Annotated in this window: 18 protein-coding genes; 16 read left to right on the forward strand and 2 right to left on the reverse strand. The window is 32.0% G+C overall.

The genetic code is table 11. The annotated features are described in order from the left end of the window. The first annotated feature begins 96 nt into the window (after positions 1-96). The 13 genes from KQI18_RS13485 (at position 97) to KQI18_RS13545 (ending at position 14,126) form a co-directional block, all read left to right on the forward strand. Positions 97-516, forward strand: a complete 420-nt coding sequence (locus KQI18_RS13485; protein WP_216468449.1) for a hypothetical protein — start codon at positions 97-99, stop codon at positions 514-516. Further along, positions 509-859: a hypothetical protein gene (locus KQI18_RS13490; protein WP_216468450.1), complete on the forward strand. Its 351-nt coding sequence runs from the start codon at positions 509-511 to the stop codon at positions 857-859. Before KQI18_RS13485 ends, KQI18_RS13490 begins: the two co-directional genes overlap by 8 nt. Continuing rightward, positions 859-1,275, forward strand: coding sequence for a hypothetical protein (locus KQI18_RS13495; RefSeq protein WP_216468451.1), 417 nt, complete (start codon positions 859-861; stop codon positions 1,273-1,275). Before KQI18_RS13490 ends, KQI18_RS13495 begins: the two co-directional genes overlap by 1 nt. Positions 1,276-1,286: 11 nt before the next feature. Next, entirely contained in the window at positions 1,287-1,868 is a 582-nt protein-coding gene (locus KQI18_RS13500; RefSeq protein ID WP_216468452.1) for a hypothetical protein, read from the forward strand. A 1-nt stretch (position 1,869) separates the two neighbouring features. Then, positions 1,870-2,277 carry a hypothetical protein gene (locus KQI18_RS13505; protein ID WP_216468453.1) on the forward strand — a complete coding sequence of 136 codons (408 nt, stop codon included), beginning with the start codon at positions 1,870-1,872 and terminating at the stop codon, positions 2,275-2,277. Between the two features lie 202 nt (positions 2,278-2,479). Then, positions 2,480-6,142 carry a phage tail tape measure protein gene (locus KQI18_RS13510; RefSeq protein WP_216468454.1) on the forward strand — a complete coding sequence of 1,221 codons (3,663 nt, stop codon included), beginning with the start codon at positions 2,480-2,482 and terminating at the stop codon, positions 6,140-6,142. A 3-nt stretch (positions 6,143-6,145) separates the two neighbouring features. Next, positions 6,146-6,826, forward strand: coding sequence for a phage tail domain-containing protein (locus KQI18_RS13515; protein WP_216468455.1), 681 nt, complete (start codon positions 6,146-6,148; stop codon positions 6,824-6,826). Beyond that, positions 6,823-9,558, forward strand: a complete 2,736-nt coding sequence (locus tag KQI18_RS13520; RefSeq protein WP_216468456.1) for a phage tail spike protein — start codon at positions 6,823-6,825, stop codon at positions 9,556-9,558. The genes KQI18_RS13515 and KQI18_RS13520 overlap by 4 nt, the downstream gene beginning before the upstream one ends. A gap of 52 nt (positions 9,559-9,610) precedes the next feature. After that, entirely contained in the window at positions 9,611-11,356 is a 1,746-nt protein-coding gene (locus KQI18_RS13525) for a BppU family phage baseplate upper protein (RefSeq protein ID WP_216468457.1), read from the forward strand. A 737-nt stretch (positions 11,357-12,093) separates the two neighbouring features. Continuing rightward, positions 12,094-12,348: a hemolysin XhlA family protein gene (locus KQI18_RS13530; RefSeq protein ID WP_216468458.1), complete on the forward strand. Its 255-nt coding sequence runs from the start codon at positions 12,094-12,096 to the stop codon at positions 12,346-12,348. A 13-nt stretch (positions 12,349-12,361) separates the two neighbouring features. After that, positions 12,362-12,604 (forward strand): phage holin family protein, encoded by a 243-nt coding sequence (locus KQI18_RS13535; RefSeq protein ID WP_216468459.1) that lies wholly within the window; start codon positions 12,362-12,364, stop codon positions 12,602-12,604. A gap of 53 nt (positions 12,605-12,657) precedes the next feature. Further along, the gene (locus tag KQI18_RS13540) at positions 12,658-13,230 is read left to right on the forward strand and encodes a CPBP family intramembrane glutamic endopeptidase (protein ID WP_216468460.1); all 573 of its coding nucleotides are present in this window, start codon (positions 12,658-12,660) and stop codon (positions 13,228-13,230) included. A 77-nt stretch (positions 13,231-13,307) separates the two neighbouring features. Next, complete coding sequence (locus KQI18_RS13545) at positions 13,308-14,126, forward strand: N-acetylmuramoyl-L-alanine amidase (RefSeq protein ID WP_216468461.1); 819 nt, start codon at positions 13,308-13,310, stop codon at positions 14,124-14,126. A gap of 129 nt (positions 14,127-14,255) precedes the next feature. On the opposite strand, the gene KQI18_RS13550 is transcribed toward KQI18_RS13545, so the two are convergent. Continuing rightward, positions 14,256-14,768 (reverse strand): hypothetical protein, encoded by a 513-nt coding sequence (locus tag KQI18_RS13550; protein ID WP_216468462.1) that lies wholly within the window; start codon positions 14,766-14,768, stop codon positions 14,256-14,258. A 203-nt stretch (positions 14,769-14,971) separates the two neighbouring features. Here KQI18_RS13550 and KQI18_RS13555 point away from each other — a divergent pair, with 203 nt between their 5' ends. Continuing rightward, the gene (locus KQI18_RS13555) at positions 14,972-15,118 is read left to right on the forward strand and encodes a hypothetical protein (RefSeq protein ID WP_216468463.1); all 147 of its coding nucleotides are present in this window, start codon (positions 14,972-14,974) and stop codon (positions 15,116-15,118) included. A 37-nt stretch (positions 15,119-15,155) separates the two neighbouring features. On the opposite strand, the gene KQI18_RS13560 is transcribed toward KQI18_RS13555, so the two are convergent. Continuing rightward, complete coding sequence (locus tag KQI18_RS13560) at positions 15,156-15,650, reverse strand: hypothetical protein (RefSeq protein WP_216468464.1); 495 nt, start codon at positions 15,648-15,650, stop codon at positions 15,156-15,158. A gap of 120 nt (positions 15,651-15,770) precedes the next feature. On the opposite strand from KQI18_RS13560, the gene KQI18_RS13565 reads away from it, so the two are divergent. Further along, complete coding sequence (locus KQI18_RS13565; RefSeq protein WP_216468465.1) at positions 15,771-16,706, forward strand: RNA ligase family protein; 936 nt, start codon at positions 15,771-15,773, stop codon at positions 16,704-16,706. Positions 16,707-17,212: 506 nt separating this feature from the next. Next, on the forward strand, positions 17,213-18,214 hold the full coding sequence (locus KQI18_RS13570; protein WP_216468466.1) for an alpha/beta fold hydrolase: 1,002 nt from the start codon (positions 17,213-17,215) through the stop codon (positions 18,212-18,214). Positions 18,215-18,888: the final 674 nt, after the last annotated feature.

Raw genomic sequence — 18,888 nt, forward strand, 5'->3', positions numbered from 1 at the left:
TCGAAGAAGGTAAAGCATTTATAATTGCTAGGGTAGGGGATGTTGATTTTGATTCAAGCCCCCTAGCATCTCGATTATTAAAAGAATATTGTCGCTATGCTTGGAACGGTTCCATTGCATATTTTGAACAGAATTTCAGGTCAGATATTCTTAATCTTCAAATACAAAATGCGATTCAATAGAAATAATGGTGAGGAACTAAATTCGGGATTATTACTTTATGGAACAAAAGAAACTGTAAGAGACAGTTTAGGGAAAAATCCTAAAACTAAATTTATAGATGAAGGAAGATTGAAATTTAAATATAAGTCGATTCGAGTGATGGACTATAATCAATATTACGGCATTGCAAACAAGCTAGATATAAAAGTAAAAGCTTACTATGTAAAAAATATTGAAGAATCCCACATAGTTCAAATTGCGGATGATTACTTTGATATAGTGAAAATTGACTATGACAATGAACGTATGTATATGTACTTATATTTAGCGAAAAGGAGGTCACTAGATGATTAAAGACCTTGAAGGATTAATTGATAAACTTAAAAATATATATCCAGTTTTTAACATGGATATACGAAAGGATGAGGTTGAGAAAAACCCATCCTTTTTTATTTATGATGATGATGGAGAAATGACAAAGGCTACTACAGGGATAACACAATATAAAACTGCTTTTTATTTAGCTTTTTTTACAAGAAATGGTTCTGAAATAAATAAAATAAAAATTGCTGAACTATGTAAGCAGCATGCTCTTTTTTTTGATAGAACTGAAAAAGATACCGGAAAAATAGCGAACCTAGATACTGAGGCTAAAATGATAACTTTTGTATTCCATCACGTCGATAGGGTGAAGTAATGGTAACTAGGTATGATTTAAATTTCGATAACTCTAAGAAATTAGAAGAAGCATTAAAGAAAAGTGTTGTTAATTTAGAACCTAAAATAAATGAATATCTACATGTAAAGGGTAGCAAACAAGTAATGCAAGCCATAATAGGTTTCATGCCTGTATCTAACAGAAATAAAAAACATGCTAAAACCTCAAATCCTTTAAAAATACAGGCTTTAAATTTAGGTTTTGAAGTTTACGCAAAAGGCGGAGCTGCAAATAAAAGTGGTAGTTTTGGATATCTCGTATTCCCAGATGAAGGAAGAGGAACAAGCAATCCTGTTGCACAACGATTCTTTGAAGAGGGTTTAAAGTCGAAAGAAGATATCTTGTTCAAGGATATTTTGAAAATTATAGAAGAACAATTAAAAATACAAATGTAGGAGGAATAAATATGAACACAGTTAAAAGAGACGAGCAATTCTCAATATATAAAGTTACAAATGCAAATATGTTATTTGAGGGTGATTTGGCAGCTAAGAAGTTTGGAGATACTGGGGAGCTTGAAGTGGCAGCAAAAACTAAGGAGATTAATAAAATTGCTGAAGGTACAATTGTGGATACAAAAAGTATGATAGAAGAAATGACACTTAAGTATGTAGGTCATATTACTAGAGAGATGTTAAGAGACGTATTTGGAATAAGCACAGAAGGATTGAAAGCCGGTGTATACTCTTACGGTGCAAATTCCAAAGGTAAGAAAGGTACCCTAACGTTTGACGAGTATGATTTATGGGAAACTGATACTTTAATGATAGCTTATCCAGTTGTTACAATAGCAAGCGGACTTGAACTTAAAATAAAAAATGGTGAAGATGAAGTTGCCGAAATAGAATTAGAATTTAAGGTATTACCTGATAAACATAAAAATTATCATTACGAAGCGTTTAAGTCTGAATTAGATGAAGCTTTAGTTAATGAATGGCACACTAAATTCGACCAAGAGAAGATAAGAGAAGTGGAGGTAGGCGAATAATATGATTAAATATATAACTTTAAATAATGGAAAAGAAGTAAAACTGGATACAAGCATTACTCTTAATGCCTTTTTAAAAGCACAAGAACAGGGGTATTTTTCAAAAAATATACTATCCGCGATGATGGGAATTGTAACTAAAAGCGGTAATCCATCAGATGCCCTTGCAGGAATAACTGATACCGATATGTTAAATGCCCCATATATGGCGTATTTAAATGCTAATCCAAATGGAATGGGCAAAGAAGAATTTGACAGTAATGTTCCAGTAGATTTAGAACTTTGTGTTGAAATAATTGGAGGCATGCTATCTGGGAATGTGAAGTCTAAGCCACAACTAGCGCATAACTTTCAAAAGTCTACTAAAAATAAAAATAATTCGAAAAAAAAGTACCAGAATTCGAAATAAATTGTGTCGAAGATGCTTATTCAATATATGCTTATTTTTTTAAATTAGGTGATGATATTTGGGATATTCCAATATATAGATTAAATAGGCTAATGATAAATAAAATAGCAATAGAAGGTTGGATAAATAGTGGAGATGATTAAAGAAGAGATTAAAACCTCTTCTTTTTTTTATGTCAATAACCGAAAGAAGGTGAGAAATAATGGCAAATACAGAAATTAAAGTTCAATATACTCTAGTCAACAAACAGTTCAATTCTGAGATATCTAATATAAATAAAGCGATTTCAACCTTAAATAAACAATTTGCGCTACAAAGAGAGCAGATGAAAAACACATCTACAGATACACAAAAATTAGAGGCAGAAATATCTAAACTTGAAAAACAATACGAACTAGCGAAACAAAAAACTGAAGCTACTGCCCAGGCGTTTGATAATGCTAAAAGAACAATGGGAGAAAACTCAGAAGAAGCAAGAAAATGGGGAGATAAGTTATTAGTTGCGCAAAAGAATGAGGAGCAATTAAAAAATGCTATAACTGAAACTAATGCAAAATTGGAAGATGCAAAGCAAAAACAAAGCCAATTGACAGCGGAACAACAAAGAGCAAATGAGGCTTCAGAGCAGAGAAGAAACAAGTTGAAAGAGTTAAAATCAGAAGAAGAACAATTAAAAAATACATCAGAAAAATTAAGCAAAGAGTATGAACTACAAGTAAAGAGCCTTGGTAACAATGCAAGCGAAGCAGATAAATTAAAAGCAAGGCAAGAGTATCTACAAAAGGCTATGGAGAATTCAGCAAAGCAAGTAGAGAATTTAGAACAGCAGTTGGAAACTGCGAAGTCTGAGTATGGTGAAAGTTCTGAGGAAGTAAATAAACTTGAACAAGAGTTATTAGATGCTAGGATTGCGGCTCAGGATTTTGCAAATGATTATGTTGATGCTACCGATAAAGTTAAGCAGGCTTCAGATAAAATGTTAGATGCAGGTGGCAAACTAACTGAAACAGGTAAAACCCTTACAAAAGGAGTTACAGTGCCGATAGTTGGGATAGGGGCTGCGGCGGTCAAAACTGGAATGGATTTTGATAAAGCAATGTCTGAAGTTAAAGCTATATCAGGAGCAACTGGTGATGATTTTAATAAGCTAAGGGATAGCGCTCTTGATCTTGGTGCAAAAACGTCATTTAGTTCTAAAGAAGTGGCAGGAGCTATGACCGAGATGGCAAAAGCTGGTTGGTCATCGCAACAAATCCTTGATGGTATGAGTGGAGTACTAGATGCGACAGCTGCATCAGGTGAAGATCTTGGAACAGTTGCAACGATAACTGCTGATGCTATTTCAGGTTTCGGGCTTAAGGCGGCTGATTCATCAAGAGTTGCTGATTTACTTTCATATTCTGCGAACGCTGGGACAATAGGGGTTAATGATTTAGGAGAATCGTTTAAATATGTTGCGCCAGTTACAAAAACAATGGGGATATCTGTTGAAGATACAACTACCGCATTAACAGCAATGTCAACTGCCGGAATAAAGGGTTCTCAGGCTGGTACATCTCTAAGAACAATGCTTACAAGACTTTCAAAGCCAAATAAAGAAGTATCAAAAGCTATGGAAGAACTTGGGATAAACATTACAAACACAGATGGTACCTTTAAATCCTTAGACGAAATTACTAGAGACATTAGAACAAGTTTTTCAGGTCTTACAGATGAACAAAAAACACAATATGCCGCTACTTTGGCGGGTCAAGAAGGAATGTCTGGTCTACTTTCAATAGTTGGAATGTCTCAAGGAGAATATGATAAGCTAAGTGGAAGTATGAAAAATGCATCGGGTACAGCTAAAGAAACAGCAAAGGAAATGCAAGATAATTTATCATCAAGCTGGGAGCAATTAGGCGGAAGCTTAGAAACATTGGCTATAAAATTATCAGATATATTAGCACCTACTATAAAACGTATCGTCGAGAAGCTAACGGAATTAATAGACAAATTTTCAAATTTAAGTCCGGCAACGCAGAAAACAATAGTTGCGATTGGTTTAGTTGCGGCTGCAATTGGTCCTGTACTATTAGTAATAGGAGGACTTCTTAGTGTACTTGGAACCTTAACAGGAGCTTGGGCGGTTGCATTTAGGGGAGCAACGGCCGTTACCCCAGCCATAAATGGACTAAGTAAAGTATTTAGCGCAGTTAGTAAAATACCTGGCAGTGTTACAAAAGTTGGAACAGCATTTACTAAGTTAAAAGGCGTAGCCAGTTCTGCGTGGGGGGCAATTAGTGGGATAGTAAGTTTAAAAACAATAGCTATTGTCGCCGCCATTGGGGCAATCATTTACATAGGATATCAGATATATAAACATTGGGATGAGATAAAAGCATATTTTAAGGAAACTTGGGATACTTTAAAAAACTGGGCAAGTGAGAAATGGCAAGGGATAACAGATTCAATTAGTGGTGCTGTAGAAGGTGCTAAAACAGCAGTATCAAATAAATGGAACGAAATTAAAGAAGTTTCAGGCCAGATTTGGGATAATACAAAAACATTGGCTTCTGAATCCTGGAATGGTGTAAAAGATGCAGTGACAGGAGCAGTTCAAACAACAAAAGACAGACTTGCACCAATATGGGATGGTGTGAAAAATGTTTGTTCTAGTGCATGGGATGGAATTAAGTCTAGTGCATCTACTGCATGGGAGAATATAAAGAACGTTATATCAGTTCCTATGTCCTTAGTTCAATCTATACTAGAAGGTATATTCTTACTAGTTAAGATGGGTCTAGGGGTTGCGTGGGATGGTATAAAGATACTTGCAGGCAAAGCGTGGGAACAAATAAAAGAGCATATAGTAAAACCAATTACGAATGCCAAAGATGCAGTTGTTAATAAAGCACAAGAGATAGGAACAGCCCTTTCAGAGAAATGGGAACAAGTTAAATCATGGACATCAGAGAAATGGCAAGCGGTCTCAAAGGCTGTAGGAAATGCTATGCAGGAAGCATGGAACAGAGCCTCTACAAAAGCACAAGAGATTGCTACTGTTGTTGGTCAGAAGTGGGATTCAGTAAAAAAATGGACATCAGAAAAATGGGAAACTGTTAAATCTACAGTAGGTCAAAAAATGGATCAGGCTAAAGCAGTAGTTGTACCAATTGCACAAGGTATAGCAGACAACATAAATCAGAAATGGGAGTCATTAAAGAGCAAAACATCTACTGCATGGGAGAATATAAAATCAGTATCAACAAATAAATTTGATCAAGCTAAAACTAGTGTAAGTGGTACAGCCTCAACAATAGCTAATAATGTTGGTGGCAAATGGGAACAAATTAAGAGTAACACAGCTAGAGCGTGGGAGAATATCAAAAATGCTATGATAAAGCCAATTAAAGGTGCTTATGATTGGATAGTAGATAAGTTAAATAAACTAAAAAACTTCTTTAGTAACTTAAAATTGTCTATACCTTCACCAAAGATGCCAAAACTACCACATTTTAGTTTAAGAAAATCAACAGCATCGATATTTGGCCAAACATATGAATATCCAACAGGATTTAATGTTAATTGGTATAAAAAAGGCGGTATATTTGGAGGTGCTTCTGTAATAGGTGTAGGTGAAGCTGGTAAAGAGGCAGTGCTACCTTTAGAGGGAAGACATATGCAGCCATTTGCAAAAGCCTTAGCCAGTCAGATGAACATGAGAAAACAAATGGAATCTTACGCTAATAATCAAAATTATGCTCACATTGTTATGTATAACACAATAAATAATGATGCTGATGGAAATAAATTCTTTGAGAAAACAGATAAGTGGCTTGGAAATAAAGGTTTTGAAATTAGTTATGGAGTAGGTAGGGGGTAGAATATGTTAAGAATAATAGTAGATGGCATATCATCATCTAAATACAGTTTATCAGTATACGAAAGGCCTAAAATCCCTACTCCTTCAATGAGAGTAGAAGAAATAGAAGTAGATGGCCGAGATGGATCTCTTACAATGAAAAAGGGATATTCAGATATAGAAGTAGAAGTCGAATTAAACATTATGGAAGAAATATTAAAGCCACGCCTTAGACAAATAAAGGCGTGGTTACTTAATGCAAAGAATTTTAGTTTCAGTGATGATTATGGTTACTTTTATAAAGTTAAAAACGTTGAAATTGACGATATAGAAAATGAGATAGATTGTTATGGGAAATTTACAGTTAAATTTAATTGTGATCCATTCGTTTATTCTGGAAATGGTGAATTAATAAATGAACTATATTCAAACAAAATATTGAACTTAGGGACTTATGAGAGTAGACCATACTTTAAATTAACAGGAAAAGGGGATATGTATTTCATCTTAAATAATAAGAGGGTGGACATAAAGGGTGTTAGTGACTATGTAGAAATTGATTCAGAAACTTTTACTTGTACTAGAGGCAGTTTAAATATGTTAGCTCAGATGCAAGGTGATTTTCCTATTTTAAATACAGGAGAAAATAATATTACATTAGGCAACTGTACACTTGAATATAAAACAAGGGAGAGATTTCTATGATTAAAATATTTGATAAATTTGAGACTGAGTTTAATAGTAACGGACTACAAATATTAGATGATTCTATAATCGATCCTGAAGTTTATGAAGTAGTTAATGGAATATATTCTTTGACTTTTAAATATCCTATTTTCCGCACTATGCATCTTGAGAAAGAAAATATAGTAACTTCTCCAACTCCTAAAAACGGAGAACAACCTTTTAGAATTGCAAAAGTTAATAAGGAACTTGGTTATTATAACGTCACAGCTTATCACCTATTTTATGATCTATCTGATAACTTGATTGAAGATATTTTCATTGTAGATAATGGTGGAAGAAATGCTATAGATAAAATAAGCGAAGGTAGTCAATATAAACATCCATTTAAAATGTATTCTGACATAGATACAGTAAATAACTGTAGAATAGTTCGTTATAACGTAGTTCAAGCACTTTTAGACAGTTCTCAAGATAACACATTTATTTCACGTTGGGGTGGAGAGATTGAAAGAGATAACTATAATATTACAATGCATAAAAGATTAGGCACAAATAGGGGAACTCAAATAAGATACAAGAAAAATCTAATAGGTTACGAGGCTGATGTTGATTTTACTCAAGTAGCTACAAGAATTATGCCGAAAGGCTACGATGGTTTATTACTACCCGAGAAATATATCGACAGTGAGAATATAGATTATTACCCTCATCCAAAAATACGTATCGTTGAATATGAAGATATTAAAGCGATAAAAGAAGATGAAGAGAACCCAAGCAATGACGAAGGAGCTGTGCCGTTAGAAGAGGCTTACAGACTTCTAAGAGAAGCTGCTAAAAGGGAGTTCATCGAAAATCATATAGATATACCTCATGCTAATTATAAAGTCGATTTCGTTGAATTATCTAGCACAGAAAAATATAAGAATATTCAAGTTCTTGAAAAAGTATACTTAGGCGACACAGTAACAGTAATCCATGAAGAAGAGAATCTAAATATAACAGCTAGAGTAATTAGCTATAAATTCGATCCGTTAACTAAAAAATATAATGAAATCGAAATTGGAAATTATCAAAAGAGTTTTACAGATATAGTTGGTAAAATAAAGGATTTAGACAACAAAATAGATGATACAGGTAAAAGTGTATTAGACACTGCGAAAGATCATGCCACAGAGTTAATTAATACAGGCTTTGGTGGGTTTGTAAGGATACACCCAGACAGAATACTAATAATGGATACAGAAGATGAAATGACAGCACAGAATGTATGGCAATGGAATAAAAATGGATTAGGATTTTCAAGCACTGGCATTAATGGTCCATACGGTTTGGCCATGACCAATGACGGTAGTATAGTAGCTGATTACATAACCTCCGGTGCATTAAATGCAAATGTTATTACTACGGGTGCATTAAAAGGTAAAAATTTTAATTTAGATTTAGACAGTGGACTTATGGAGTTTGGAACTGGTTCAATTACACCTGAAACACTAACTCCAGATTTGAAGGAAGAATTAAAAGGTCAAGACGGAAAAGATGGTTTACAAGGTCCACCAGGTCAAGATGGTAAAGACGGAGCAGATGGAAAGGATGGACAAAATGGATTAAATGGTACAGATGCCACACTTCCGCAATGGTGGAAAGACTGGAATAAGACAGCGACAACTATAAGTGGTAAATGGATTCTAACTCCTCAAATGTATGTTGGAAACTCAAGTAGAGGTGTATTCTTTGGGGATAACGTAATCAATGGTTTATCCGGACTCGTTGGTTATAATTTTGGAGATGTTACTTTTAACTTAAAACCTGATGGTTCACTTGTTATGGGTAACAAAGTTGGTAGACAATTTATAGTAGATACCTCTGGAAATGTTACTATTCCAAAACTCAAAACTGATGAAATTGAGGCAGGGGCAATTACAACTGATATTCTTATCCCCGGGGAAAACAGAAGAATTATAATGCAACCTGGTAAATCACCAGGGGATAACGATGCAATGTCAATAGATACAAATGCTGATGGTATAAGACTTAAGTATAATGCTAGGGCTTACATTAACTACACGCAGAGTGCATGTTTTTTCTACTTCGCAGGCGACTCTTACACTCAAATAAAGTATGAGGGTATTTATACGGACGAGGTTCACTGTAATAGTTTAGGTGACCAAGGTTCAAGTATAACAATGATGACAGATTTAAATGGTAACTATAGAAACTTAGGTTACTCTGACTCCAAGTTTGAACAACTTGTTGCAAGGAGAGTATGGGCTGATGGAGGGAATGTATCAGACATCCAACATAAAGAAAACATTCACTACTTAGAGCCAAGACCTATAAGGACTAAGAGGTCAGTTTTTGCAATGTCAGCACCAGTGGATACAACAATAAAACCTAACTACTCTAAGAATACCAACATAGGATTGACTGGCGAAGACTTGTACACTTTTGTTGGAGAAGAATTAAGACTGTGCGAGTATAACTACACTGAAGAATTCACACATTGTGACGACATGGACGACGACTTCAGAAATAGGATAGGGTTTATTGCCCAAGATGTAGCCAATACTAAGGTTGGAGGAATCCTAGTGGGTGACCATGAAGGTTCACTAGCTTACGACTTGAACAACTATGTATCTATTATTGCAGGAGCTTTACAAGTAGAAATAACAAAGAGTAAAGAAAAAGATAGAAAAATAAAAGAACTAGAAGTGAGATTAGAAAAAATAGAAAATTTATTAAATATTACATAAAAGTTAGGTGTAACAAATTACTTTTATGTATTTATAGAAAGGATTTGATAATATGTTAAAAGAATTCGGAAGACACAGATATCAAATAAGAATGGGAGAAGGTTTCATACAGGACTGTTTTGCAGTGCAATATGACTCTAATAGCCGAGTTTATGAGTTTCAAATACTAGATGCTAACGGAATAATTAGAGACACTTCAGGATTAAGTTTGCAACTTGTAGTGGCGGTGGGAAGCAAAGGTGTATTTGCTAATGGATCAGTTTTAAATGCTAAAGAGGGATTATTTGAGGTCATTCTAAACTCGGACCAATTAAGCGAATACGGAAAACATGAAGCGCAAGTAAAGATATCTGATTCGACAGGAACTTTACAATCACCAATATTTAAAATCGATATAGGTAAAAGTATATTTACAGGAGCAGCAGCAGGCACAAATATTGTAATAGATTATAAGAAAATTGAAGATGCAAGAAAAGTAGTTGAAGGTTGGATAGTAAACCCTGAACAATTCAACGGTAAAGATGGTGTAGACGGAAAAAATGGTGCAGATGGAGAAAATGGCGTAGATGGTAAAGATGGTAAGTCATTTAATATAAAAGACGTCCTTACATCTGTTGAAGAATTAGAAGAATTAAAAGGAACTGCTGTGATTGGTGATAGTTACTTAATCAATGGCCATATTTATGTATTCTCAGAAAATACAAAAGACTTTAAAGATGGTGGAACTTACAAAGGGGATAGGGGCGATAAAGGCGAACAAGGTATTCAAGGTATCCAAGGTCCTAAAGGTGAACAAGGTGTCCAAGGTATACAAGGACCAAGGGGCGAACAAGGATTACAGGGTCCTAAAGGAGATAAGGGGGATCAAGGTATCCAAGGGATGCTAGGTCCTAAAGGAGATAAAGGGGACAAAGGAGATCAAGGATCGCAGGGTATTCAGGGATTACCCGGTAAAGATGGTGAAGGTTTAGAGATAAAAGGTGTATTTGATACATTAGAACAACTCCCTACTAATCTGAACGACAATAACATTGGTGAATGTTATATGGTTGAAAGAGACTTATATATTTGGAAAGAAGAGGGATGGCTATTATATGGCGAGTTGAAGGGGCCAAAAGGAGACCAAGGTCCAAAGGGAGATCAAGGCGATAAGGGGTTAAAAGGAGATCCTGGTCCTCAAGGTCAAAAAGGTGATAAGGGAGATAAAGGTGACCAAGGACCACCAGGTGAAAGTGGCGGGTCTAATGGTGTTATAAATCTTAGCGAGATAAGAAGTAATATGATTCCATTTAGGATTCAGTGTGCCAACACAATACATTTCCAGTTTGGTAATTGGGCAGATGAACCTACACTTGAGTTCGATAAAAGCAGCAAATTGATTACTATTAATCCTATTAATGGTGAAGGTCAAATAGGTTCTGCAAGTAGTCCTTTTACAAATGGGTATTTTAAAAATAGTATAAACGTTACATCTGATAGAAATAAAAAAGAAAATATAAAATATTTAGAAGACAAAGATTCTGATTTGACATTAAATGATTGCTACGAATATGTAAAAAACGTATACAACCCTGCAACATATAATTTAATTGATTCAAGTGTGGATGATAAGAAAATAGGATTTATTGCACAAGACAGTGAATATAACAATGTCGGCGACTTAATAATAGATGAAAGAGATGGCCATTACACAGTTAATGAATACGGATACATAACTGCTCTAGGCGGAGCTTTAAAACAAGCTATATTAGAAATAGAAAATCTAAAACAAGAAATAGAAAAGTTGAAATCAAAATAAATTAAAAAACAAATATATGGAAATAACGAGCGAGGACTATAAGTTGTCTTTTTTTGTATAAAAATAAAAAATAATAGCATAATATGATTGTATTGATCAAAACAATACCTTCGTCACTAAAACTGTTTCACTCCTAATATTAGGTATAATGAATTATTATAAACTGATACGTATCATCTTTAAAAGGCACCTATTATAGATGCCTTTTTTATTGCATAATATTAAGGTTGATTAAATATATTATAATGACATTAGATTTATTAAAAAAATAAAAAAGTTATTCTGCAACACTAAAAAACATCTTTATAAATAGAGGTGTTTTTTGTATTAAATTAAAATAACGGAATAAAATAAAGATTTTTATAATATATTATATTAGTACAAAATACATTACATCCTTAAGTGTATTATGTTATTTAAATCTTTATATTTATTGAAAAGGCATCTACAATTGTAGGTGCTTTTTACGTGCATAATATTGAGAGAAATTTAATATATTGTAATGCTAGCTAATATCAGACTCTATTAGTTAGTTATGATTTAATTCCTATTCCTTTTTTCAAAGAACACCTTTAATTCAAGGTGTTCTTTTGTATTAAAATAAAAATAATTGTGCATAATATGTACACAGGATTAAGGTCCTCTTTACATTTATGTTATTTTATATTCGCGAAAGGCATCACTATATGTGGTGCTTTTTTTGTAATAATTCAAAATAAATGATTGGAGATTGATATATGAATGAGGAATTATTTAAACATCAATTAAACACCCATGAGAATAGATTGAATAATCATTCAGAAAGACTTGATAAAATAGAACAACAACAAGCTACTTTTGCTACTCAAATAGAAAACTTGTGTAGTGATATAAAAAGATTGACAAGCGATATAAAAGACCTAACAAGTGTTATCAAGTGGTTTATAGGTATTATGTTTACTACTTTTCTAGGTTTCTTTATATATGCAGTACAAAGCGGTTTATTTAAATAGAAGGGGTGATTAAATGGATATTATGAGTTTTATACCAGAGCAGTTAATGATAATAGTAGTAACGTTATATGTGTTAGGGGTAGCTTGTAAGAGTATACCTAAATTAGATGATAGATACATACCGATAATTTTGTTAGCTATAGGGATTGTACTTAGTGTTTGCTTGGTTGGATTCAATGTTACATCAGTAATGCAGGGTATCTTGTGTTGGGGAGTAGCAATAGGGGTTAATCAAACGTACAAACAATTAAAATAACTGGAAATATATGTTATGATATTATCATAACATAAGTGTGAGAAGGAGATAATATGGAAAAAGAAGGGGTTTTAACAATTGCGATTTTAGTTTTTGGTGTTTTTGCTGGGGTATTGGGAGACTCATTAATTTTACTGTCAATTTTTGATATTCTAATTATTATTTTGGCTATAGTTATTGCCAAGAAGCATAATATATGTGAATTTAAAATGTCTTATTTAAACTCTAAAAATTGTAAAATTATCATTTTTCTATTTTTATTGTCTTCTTTAATTAGCCATGTGTATATATATTGGTTAGAATATTCTGGTTTGATTGGGTCTATAAATAAAAAGTATTTAATCACTGGGCCTTTTATATATAGGATTATACGAGGCGTTGTGTTTGCTCCTATTGTAGAAGAATTGATATTTAGAGGTGTGATTATAGGTAAGATATTTAAAAATAAGCCGTATATAGGTATAATTGTAAGTTCAATTACATTTGGGTTTGCACATATTGGAAAGGGATTAGTTATTGTTCCTATGCATATTATAACGGGTTTAATATTTTCTATAGCTTACTATAAAACTAAGAGACTAGAAGTTCCAATTACTATACATGCTTTAAAAAATATATTTTTTTAAATAATAATTATAAGAACGAAATTTAAGACACATAGTGTGTCTTTTTTTGTTTTTTATAAAAAAAATGAGGTGATATTATGAAAATATGTGTATCAATAGGACATTCTATTTTAAAGAATGGTAACAACACATCGAGTAACGGAATAAAAAATGAATACAATTATAACAAGTCATTAGCTCCTAAAGTAGCTGAACTACTAAAAAAAGAAGGACATACAGTAAAGCTATTACAATGCCCTGAAAGAATGTTTAATAAGAGTACTGAGGAAGCAGGATATAAATTATCTGTAGTTAATTCAGATAAATACGATCTGTGCCTAGAGTTACATCTAAACGCAAGTAACGGGCAAGGTTATGGGGCTGAAGTTTGGTATACCTCAGGTGCAGGCGGTGAGTATGCAAATAGAATATGTGATAAATTACATACTATAGGATTTAAGAATAGGGGTAAGGTAAAAGACTATAGAGGGCTTTACATGTTACAGAAGACTAAGTGTCCATCTGTTGTTGTAGAGTCCTTTTTCTGTGACAATAAGAATGATTGTACTATAGCCGATAATAATTCACTTGATAAGATGGCTAAGGCAATTGTAGAAGGTGTATTAAATAAGAATGTTGCAGAGGATAAAAAAGAGAATTTTGATTATGCAATAATCTATAGTGGAGATAGAGACAAAGCAGTTGCTATTATAATGAAAGAATATCTCCCTAATTCAACTATTGTTGACATTGCAGATTACAAGAGTTACATGTGTAGAAATGCTTACGCTATAGGCGGTGGAGCATCTAAGGGGTTAGAGAAGTTCCCAGACAGTGTAACTAAATTTGTAGGTAATGACTTTAAGGATACATATAGGTTAGTTGTTGACTGGTTGGAAAATAGGAAATTGATGTAGATTTCAAGTCAACTATTTTAGGATCTTTATGTTGTTTTGTCAACTAGGCATAGTAAAAGGGTAGCTTAATTGCCACCCTATTTTTAAAATTTTTATACATATGTTATACAACATATAATTTAAATTATATTATAGCAATTTATTAAAATTTTCAATGCGTATTAATTTTGAATACACATAATTAAGTAAAGTTCCGTGATTTAATTCATCAGATATTATACTGAAAAGTTTATCTCTATAGTAAAAATTTGGTAATCCAAACATAATAACTCTTAATTGCTCAACATACTTAGTAGCTTTTACAATAGCACTGTATATTCCTGTAAATAAATCTCTCGGTGGAACGAAATAATAACCTTGATCAATATGTGCATACGTACCTGTCAGTTGATAATATATTTCTTTTAACAAATTACTATTATTAACAAGATCGTTTCCTATCTGTTCTAATATTTCTAAAATATCATTTACCATTTCAGCAGTAGGTGAAGGTAATGGTAATGTTTGAAATTCTGAAATATGAAACCTATTTCTTAACCAATCTATTAAAAGTAAATCTTGCTCCATAGAATTTATTGTATCCTCTATTAAATATATTGAATTTTGCAAATGAGTAGGATTAGGGTAAATATTTTGATACATAATATACCTCCAAATGTTTTACTATAGATATATGCTTTAGTATTTGGGTACATTCATGGAAATGAAGCAAGCTTAAAAGTAACATTCATTGACCCTACTACTCGTAGGATAGTGAAATTATGGATATACCCGAAGCAAAGAATTAAACAAATGTTAATAGCCTGATGATATAATAAAAATAAAACGTTATAGAGGGGGAAGAAATGAACACAACAAATGAAGTAGAAGAATTAAGAGCGGATATTATAAAGATGATAGAAGAAATAGCAGAAACACTGAGTGATGAAGAGTTGGAACAAATGTATAATGAAATTAAAAGTTTTGTAGAAACCAGTGGATTAAAACAGTAGTAATAAAGGGTAGCTTAGTTGCTACCCTTTTTTTTAATTATGCCTGAATTTGCGGGTTTTTTAATGAGAGCGTTATATAAGATAATAAGTTAGCATAATTAATTTCATCAGATATTATACTTGAAATCAAAAATTTATCGGATTGCTCTTGTAACCCATTCATTATGAGTCTATTTCTTTGAGCAGATTCTAAATTTTCTAAAATAGCCATTTCTAATCCAGATAGAATATTTTCAGGGGGAGAAAAGTATCCTTCATATGGTGGAGGGTAAGCATTTGTAAGTCGAGAATACATATTATATAGTATATTTGAATGTATTAGCTTTTGATCTCTAATAAATTGTAAAAGTGCTATTACATCTTTTGCCTGGGTTGGAGAGAGTTCTGGTGTTTGATATGTTTCTGATATTGTAGCCTGATCAATCAACCACTGTAGGAGTTGCAATTGCTTTTCTTTAAATATTATAGACTCCCCTAGCATATCTATTGTATTCTGAGAAGGATTCGAATCTGGAAAAATGTTTTGATACATAATAAACCTCCTAAATAGTTTTACTATAGATATATGTGTTAAATGAAATTTTAAATACATTTAAGGAAATGAAGCTTAAAATAACCTATCATTGACAATAATACATTAAGAGGTGATTATATGGATATATTCGATGAAAAAGGAATCAAACCAATGCTTATACACGAACAACAAGAGGCTTTTGACTCAGAGGATTATATATTTGAATTAAAACTAGATGGAATAAGATGTATTGCATATTTAGATAAAGATAGTACGGATTTAAGAAATAAGAGGGATTTTAAGTTGATACCAAGATTTCCAGAACTAGAGTATCTACATAAGTATGTAAATGAGAAGTGTATACTTGACGGTGAATTAATAGCAATGAATAATGGAGTCCCAGACTTTTACGAATTACAAAGAAGGACTTTATTAAGTGATCCATTTAAAATGCAACTTTCAGCTAAGAAATATCCTGTATCTTTTATAGCATATGATATTATTTATTATAAAGATGATTTAGTAACAGATTTACCTTTGTTAAAACGAAAGATTTTATTAGAAAAGACAGTAAAAGAGATGGATAGATTTGCAATATCAAGATATATAGAAGGAAAGGGAAAAGCCTTATATCAAGTTGCAGAGAGTCAAAAGCTAGAAGGTATAGTCGCTAAAGACAAACAAAGTAAATACTGGTTTGGTAAAAAGAGTAGAGACTGGATTAAGATTAAATATATGAAGGACGAAGACTTTGTTGTATGTGGTTATATACTTAAAGAAAACAATATGACTAGTTTAGTAATTGCACAATATAATGAAGAAAACGAATTGATATATAAAGGACATGTAACATTAGGTGTTAGTCTTAGAAAACTTAATCAATATAAATATAAAAAAGTTAGTGAACCACCTATTAAGTACGTACCTACTGGATCTAATAACGAAGATGCTGTTTGGCTAGAGCCAACTTTAGTATGTACAGTAGAGTATATGCCGAACGATAAGGGCAGTTTAAGGCAACCAGTATTAAAGGGTATTAGAGAAGATAAATTACCGAACGAATGTAGAGAATGATGATTATAAATATATATATTTTTGTATTCAAAAATAACATAAATTTGAAATGCCTATGACTTTATAGTTATAGGCATTTTTTATTCTAAACTCCTAAAAATAAGAAATTCTTTTAAATTCCTAATTTATTTTTAAAAATAATGTTTCATTATCTTAGATATATAGTGTAGGGGTAAATTTGACAACTATATCAATGAGGATTTTTTTATTCTAATTTATTTAAAGTAGATCTTTTACATTCTTCTTTTTTAAGTCGGTATTATTTATAGTAGAAAAACATTTTTTAATACCTTGTTTTTTGTTATACCATCCGCCTTATATAGTGAGGGGTTCTTTTTAAATTAAAGGAGATCCATTACATTCTTATACTGTTTTTTTTAATACCTTATGCTATAAATCCAAAAAATGAAGGTTTATTATCGTAGATATATAATTATAGTATAATATAATGCGGTATTAATAATACCAGCTTAAGATAGATTATATTATTTTTAGGGGGATAATAAATGAGTGTAAATGGAATAAGGCACAAAAGAAAATCTAAAAAAGGATTTAAGAGAGGCATATTTCTAATATTAATTTTTATAGCTTTTATTTTACTAACTGGAGTATCTTACGAAAAAATTGGAGAATATAAGGATTCTAAAAAGTATACTCCAGTAGGGGAAATGGTTAATGTAAATAATCATAAAATCAATGTATTTACCAAAGGAGAAGGGGATGTAACTGTAGTTTTTATTGGAGGATTAAATGAGCCAAGTGCTTATGCAGATTTATATCCTCTTTATAATGTGATATCAAATCATGCTAAAATAGCTGTTTATGATAAACCAGGACATGGATGGAGTGAAAAAACAGATGTTTCAAGGGATATTGATTCGATTGTTGACGAAATGCATACAGCTCTTTTAGAATCGGGGCAAAAGCCACCATATATATTAGTTGGACATTCATTAGCATCATTAACATCAATAAGATTTACACAAAAATATAAAGATGAAGTTTCAGGGGTTGTGTTAATTGATGGGGGTAGTCCAGAATATTATTCTGAAAATAACTTAGGAATAAGTAATAGTTCAGCATTTAAATATCAGATGCTAAAATCATCAGGAATTGCTAGATTAGCAATTTATCATACAAGCTATTTTTCAAAAATTATATCAGGAGCAAATAATCTTGAATTATTGCCTGATGATTTAAAACAGTTGTACAAGTCGATGACTCTTAAAACTATGTTTAATAAGAATATTATAGATGAAAGGAACATGGCAAGTGATAGTGCAAAAATAGTATTAGATAACGGAAAATTAGGAGACATTCCGCTTAGAATATTTACTGCTGAGAGTAATACTTTAGCAATCTCTGAATGGGAAGATAGTCAGATAGCCTTGAAGGAGTGGTCTACAGATAGTAAGCAATTAGTAGTTAAGAATTCAAGACATTCTATACATCAATTCGAGCCTGATATTATAAATGATGAAATAATGAAATTAATAAAGAAGCATTAGTAATTAAAATAGCTGATTTAGTATAATGCGGTATTTCGGTATTTTTTAGTGTGTGATCAAATACAATGTGAACTATTAACTTGTTATACACTTAAAAGGAGTAAAAGAAGACGGACAAGGTGTAGAAGCCTTTTTAAATACTGATGATTACCTTATTGGTAAATTTTTCATCTTGTATGTACAGTAGAGTATATGCCAAATGATAAAGGCTCTTTAAGGCAACCAGTATTAAAGGGAATAAGAGAAGATAAATTGCCGAATGAATGTAGAGAGTAAACATAGGTAGCTTAATTGCTACCCTTATTTTTATTTATACCTGAGTTTGCGGATTTTTTTAAAAAGAGCGTTATATAAGATAATAAGTTAGCGTAATTCATCAGATATTGAGAGTTCTGGTGTGAATTTGTTGCAATAAAAAAGCTACCACTGTAATATATGGTAGCTTTTTTAAATGAATTAAGCGATTAAATTATCGAAAAATAGTGATTTGTCTATTAATTACAATTTGCTATTTTATTTTTTGATTACTATTATTTGTATTAAAGTCTAAACCCGATAAATAAAAAAATTAAATATGTTTAGATAGTAAATATGTAAATTAAATTAATATTAGAATGTAAATGAAACATTTGATATTTTTATAGGATCTGATGAAGCATTTGTAACTCCAACGT

The sequence above is a fragment of the Metaclostridioides mangenotii genome, from assembly GCF_018917235.1.
Taxonomy (GTDB): Bacteria; Bacillota; Clostridia; order Peptostreptococcales; family Peptostreptococcaceae; genus Metaclostridioides.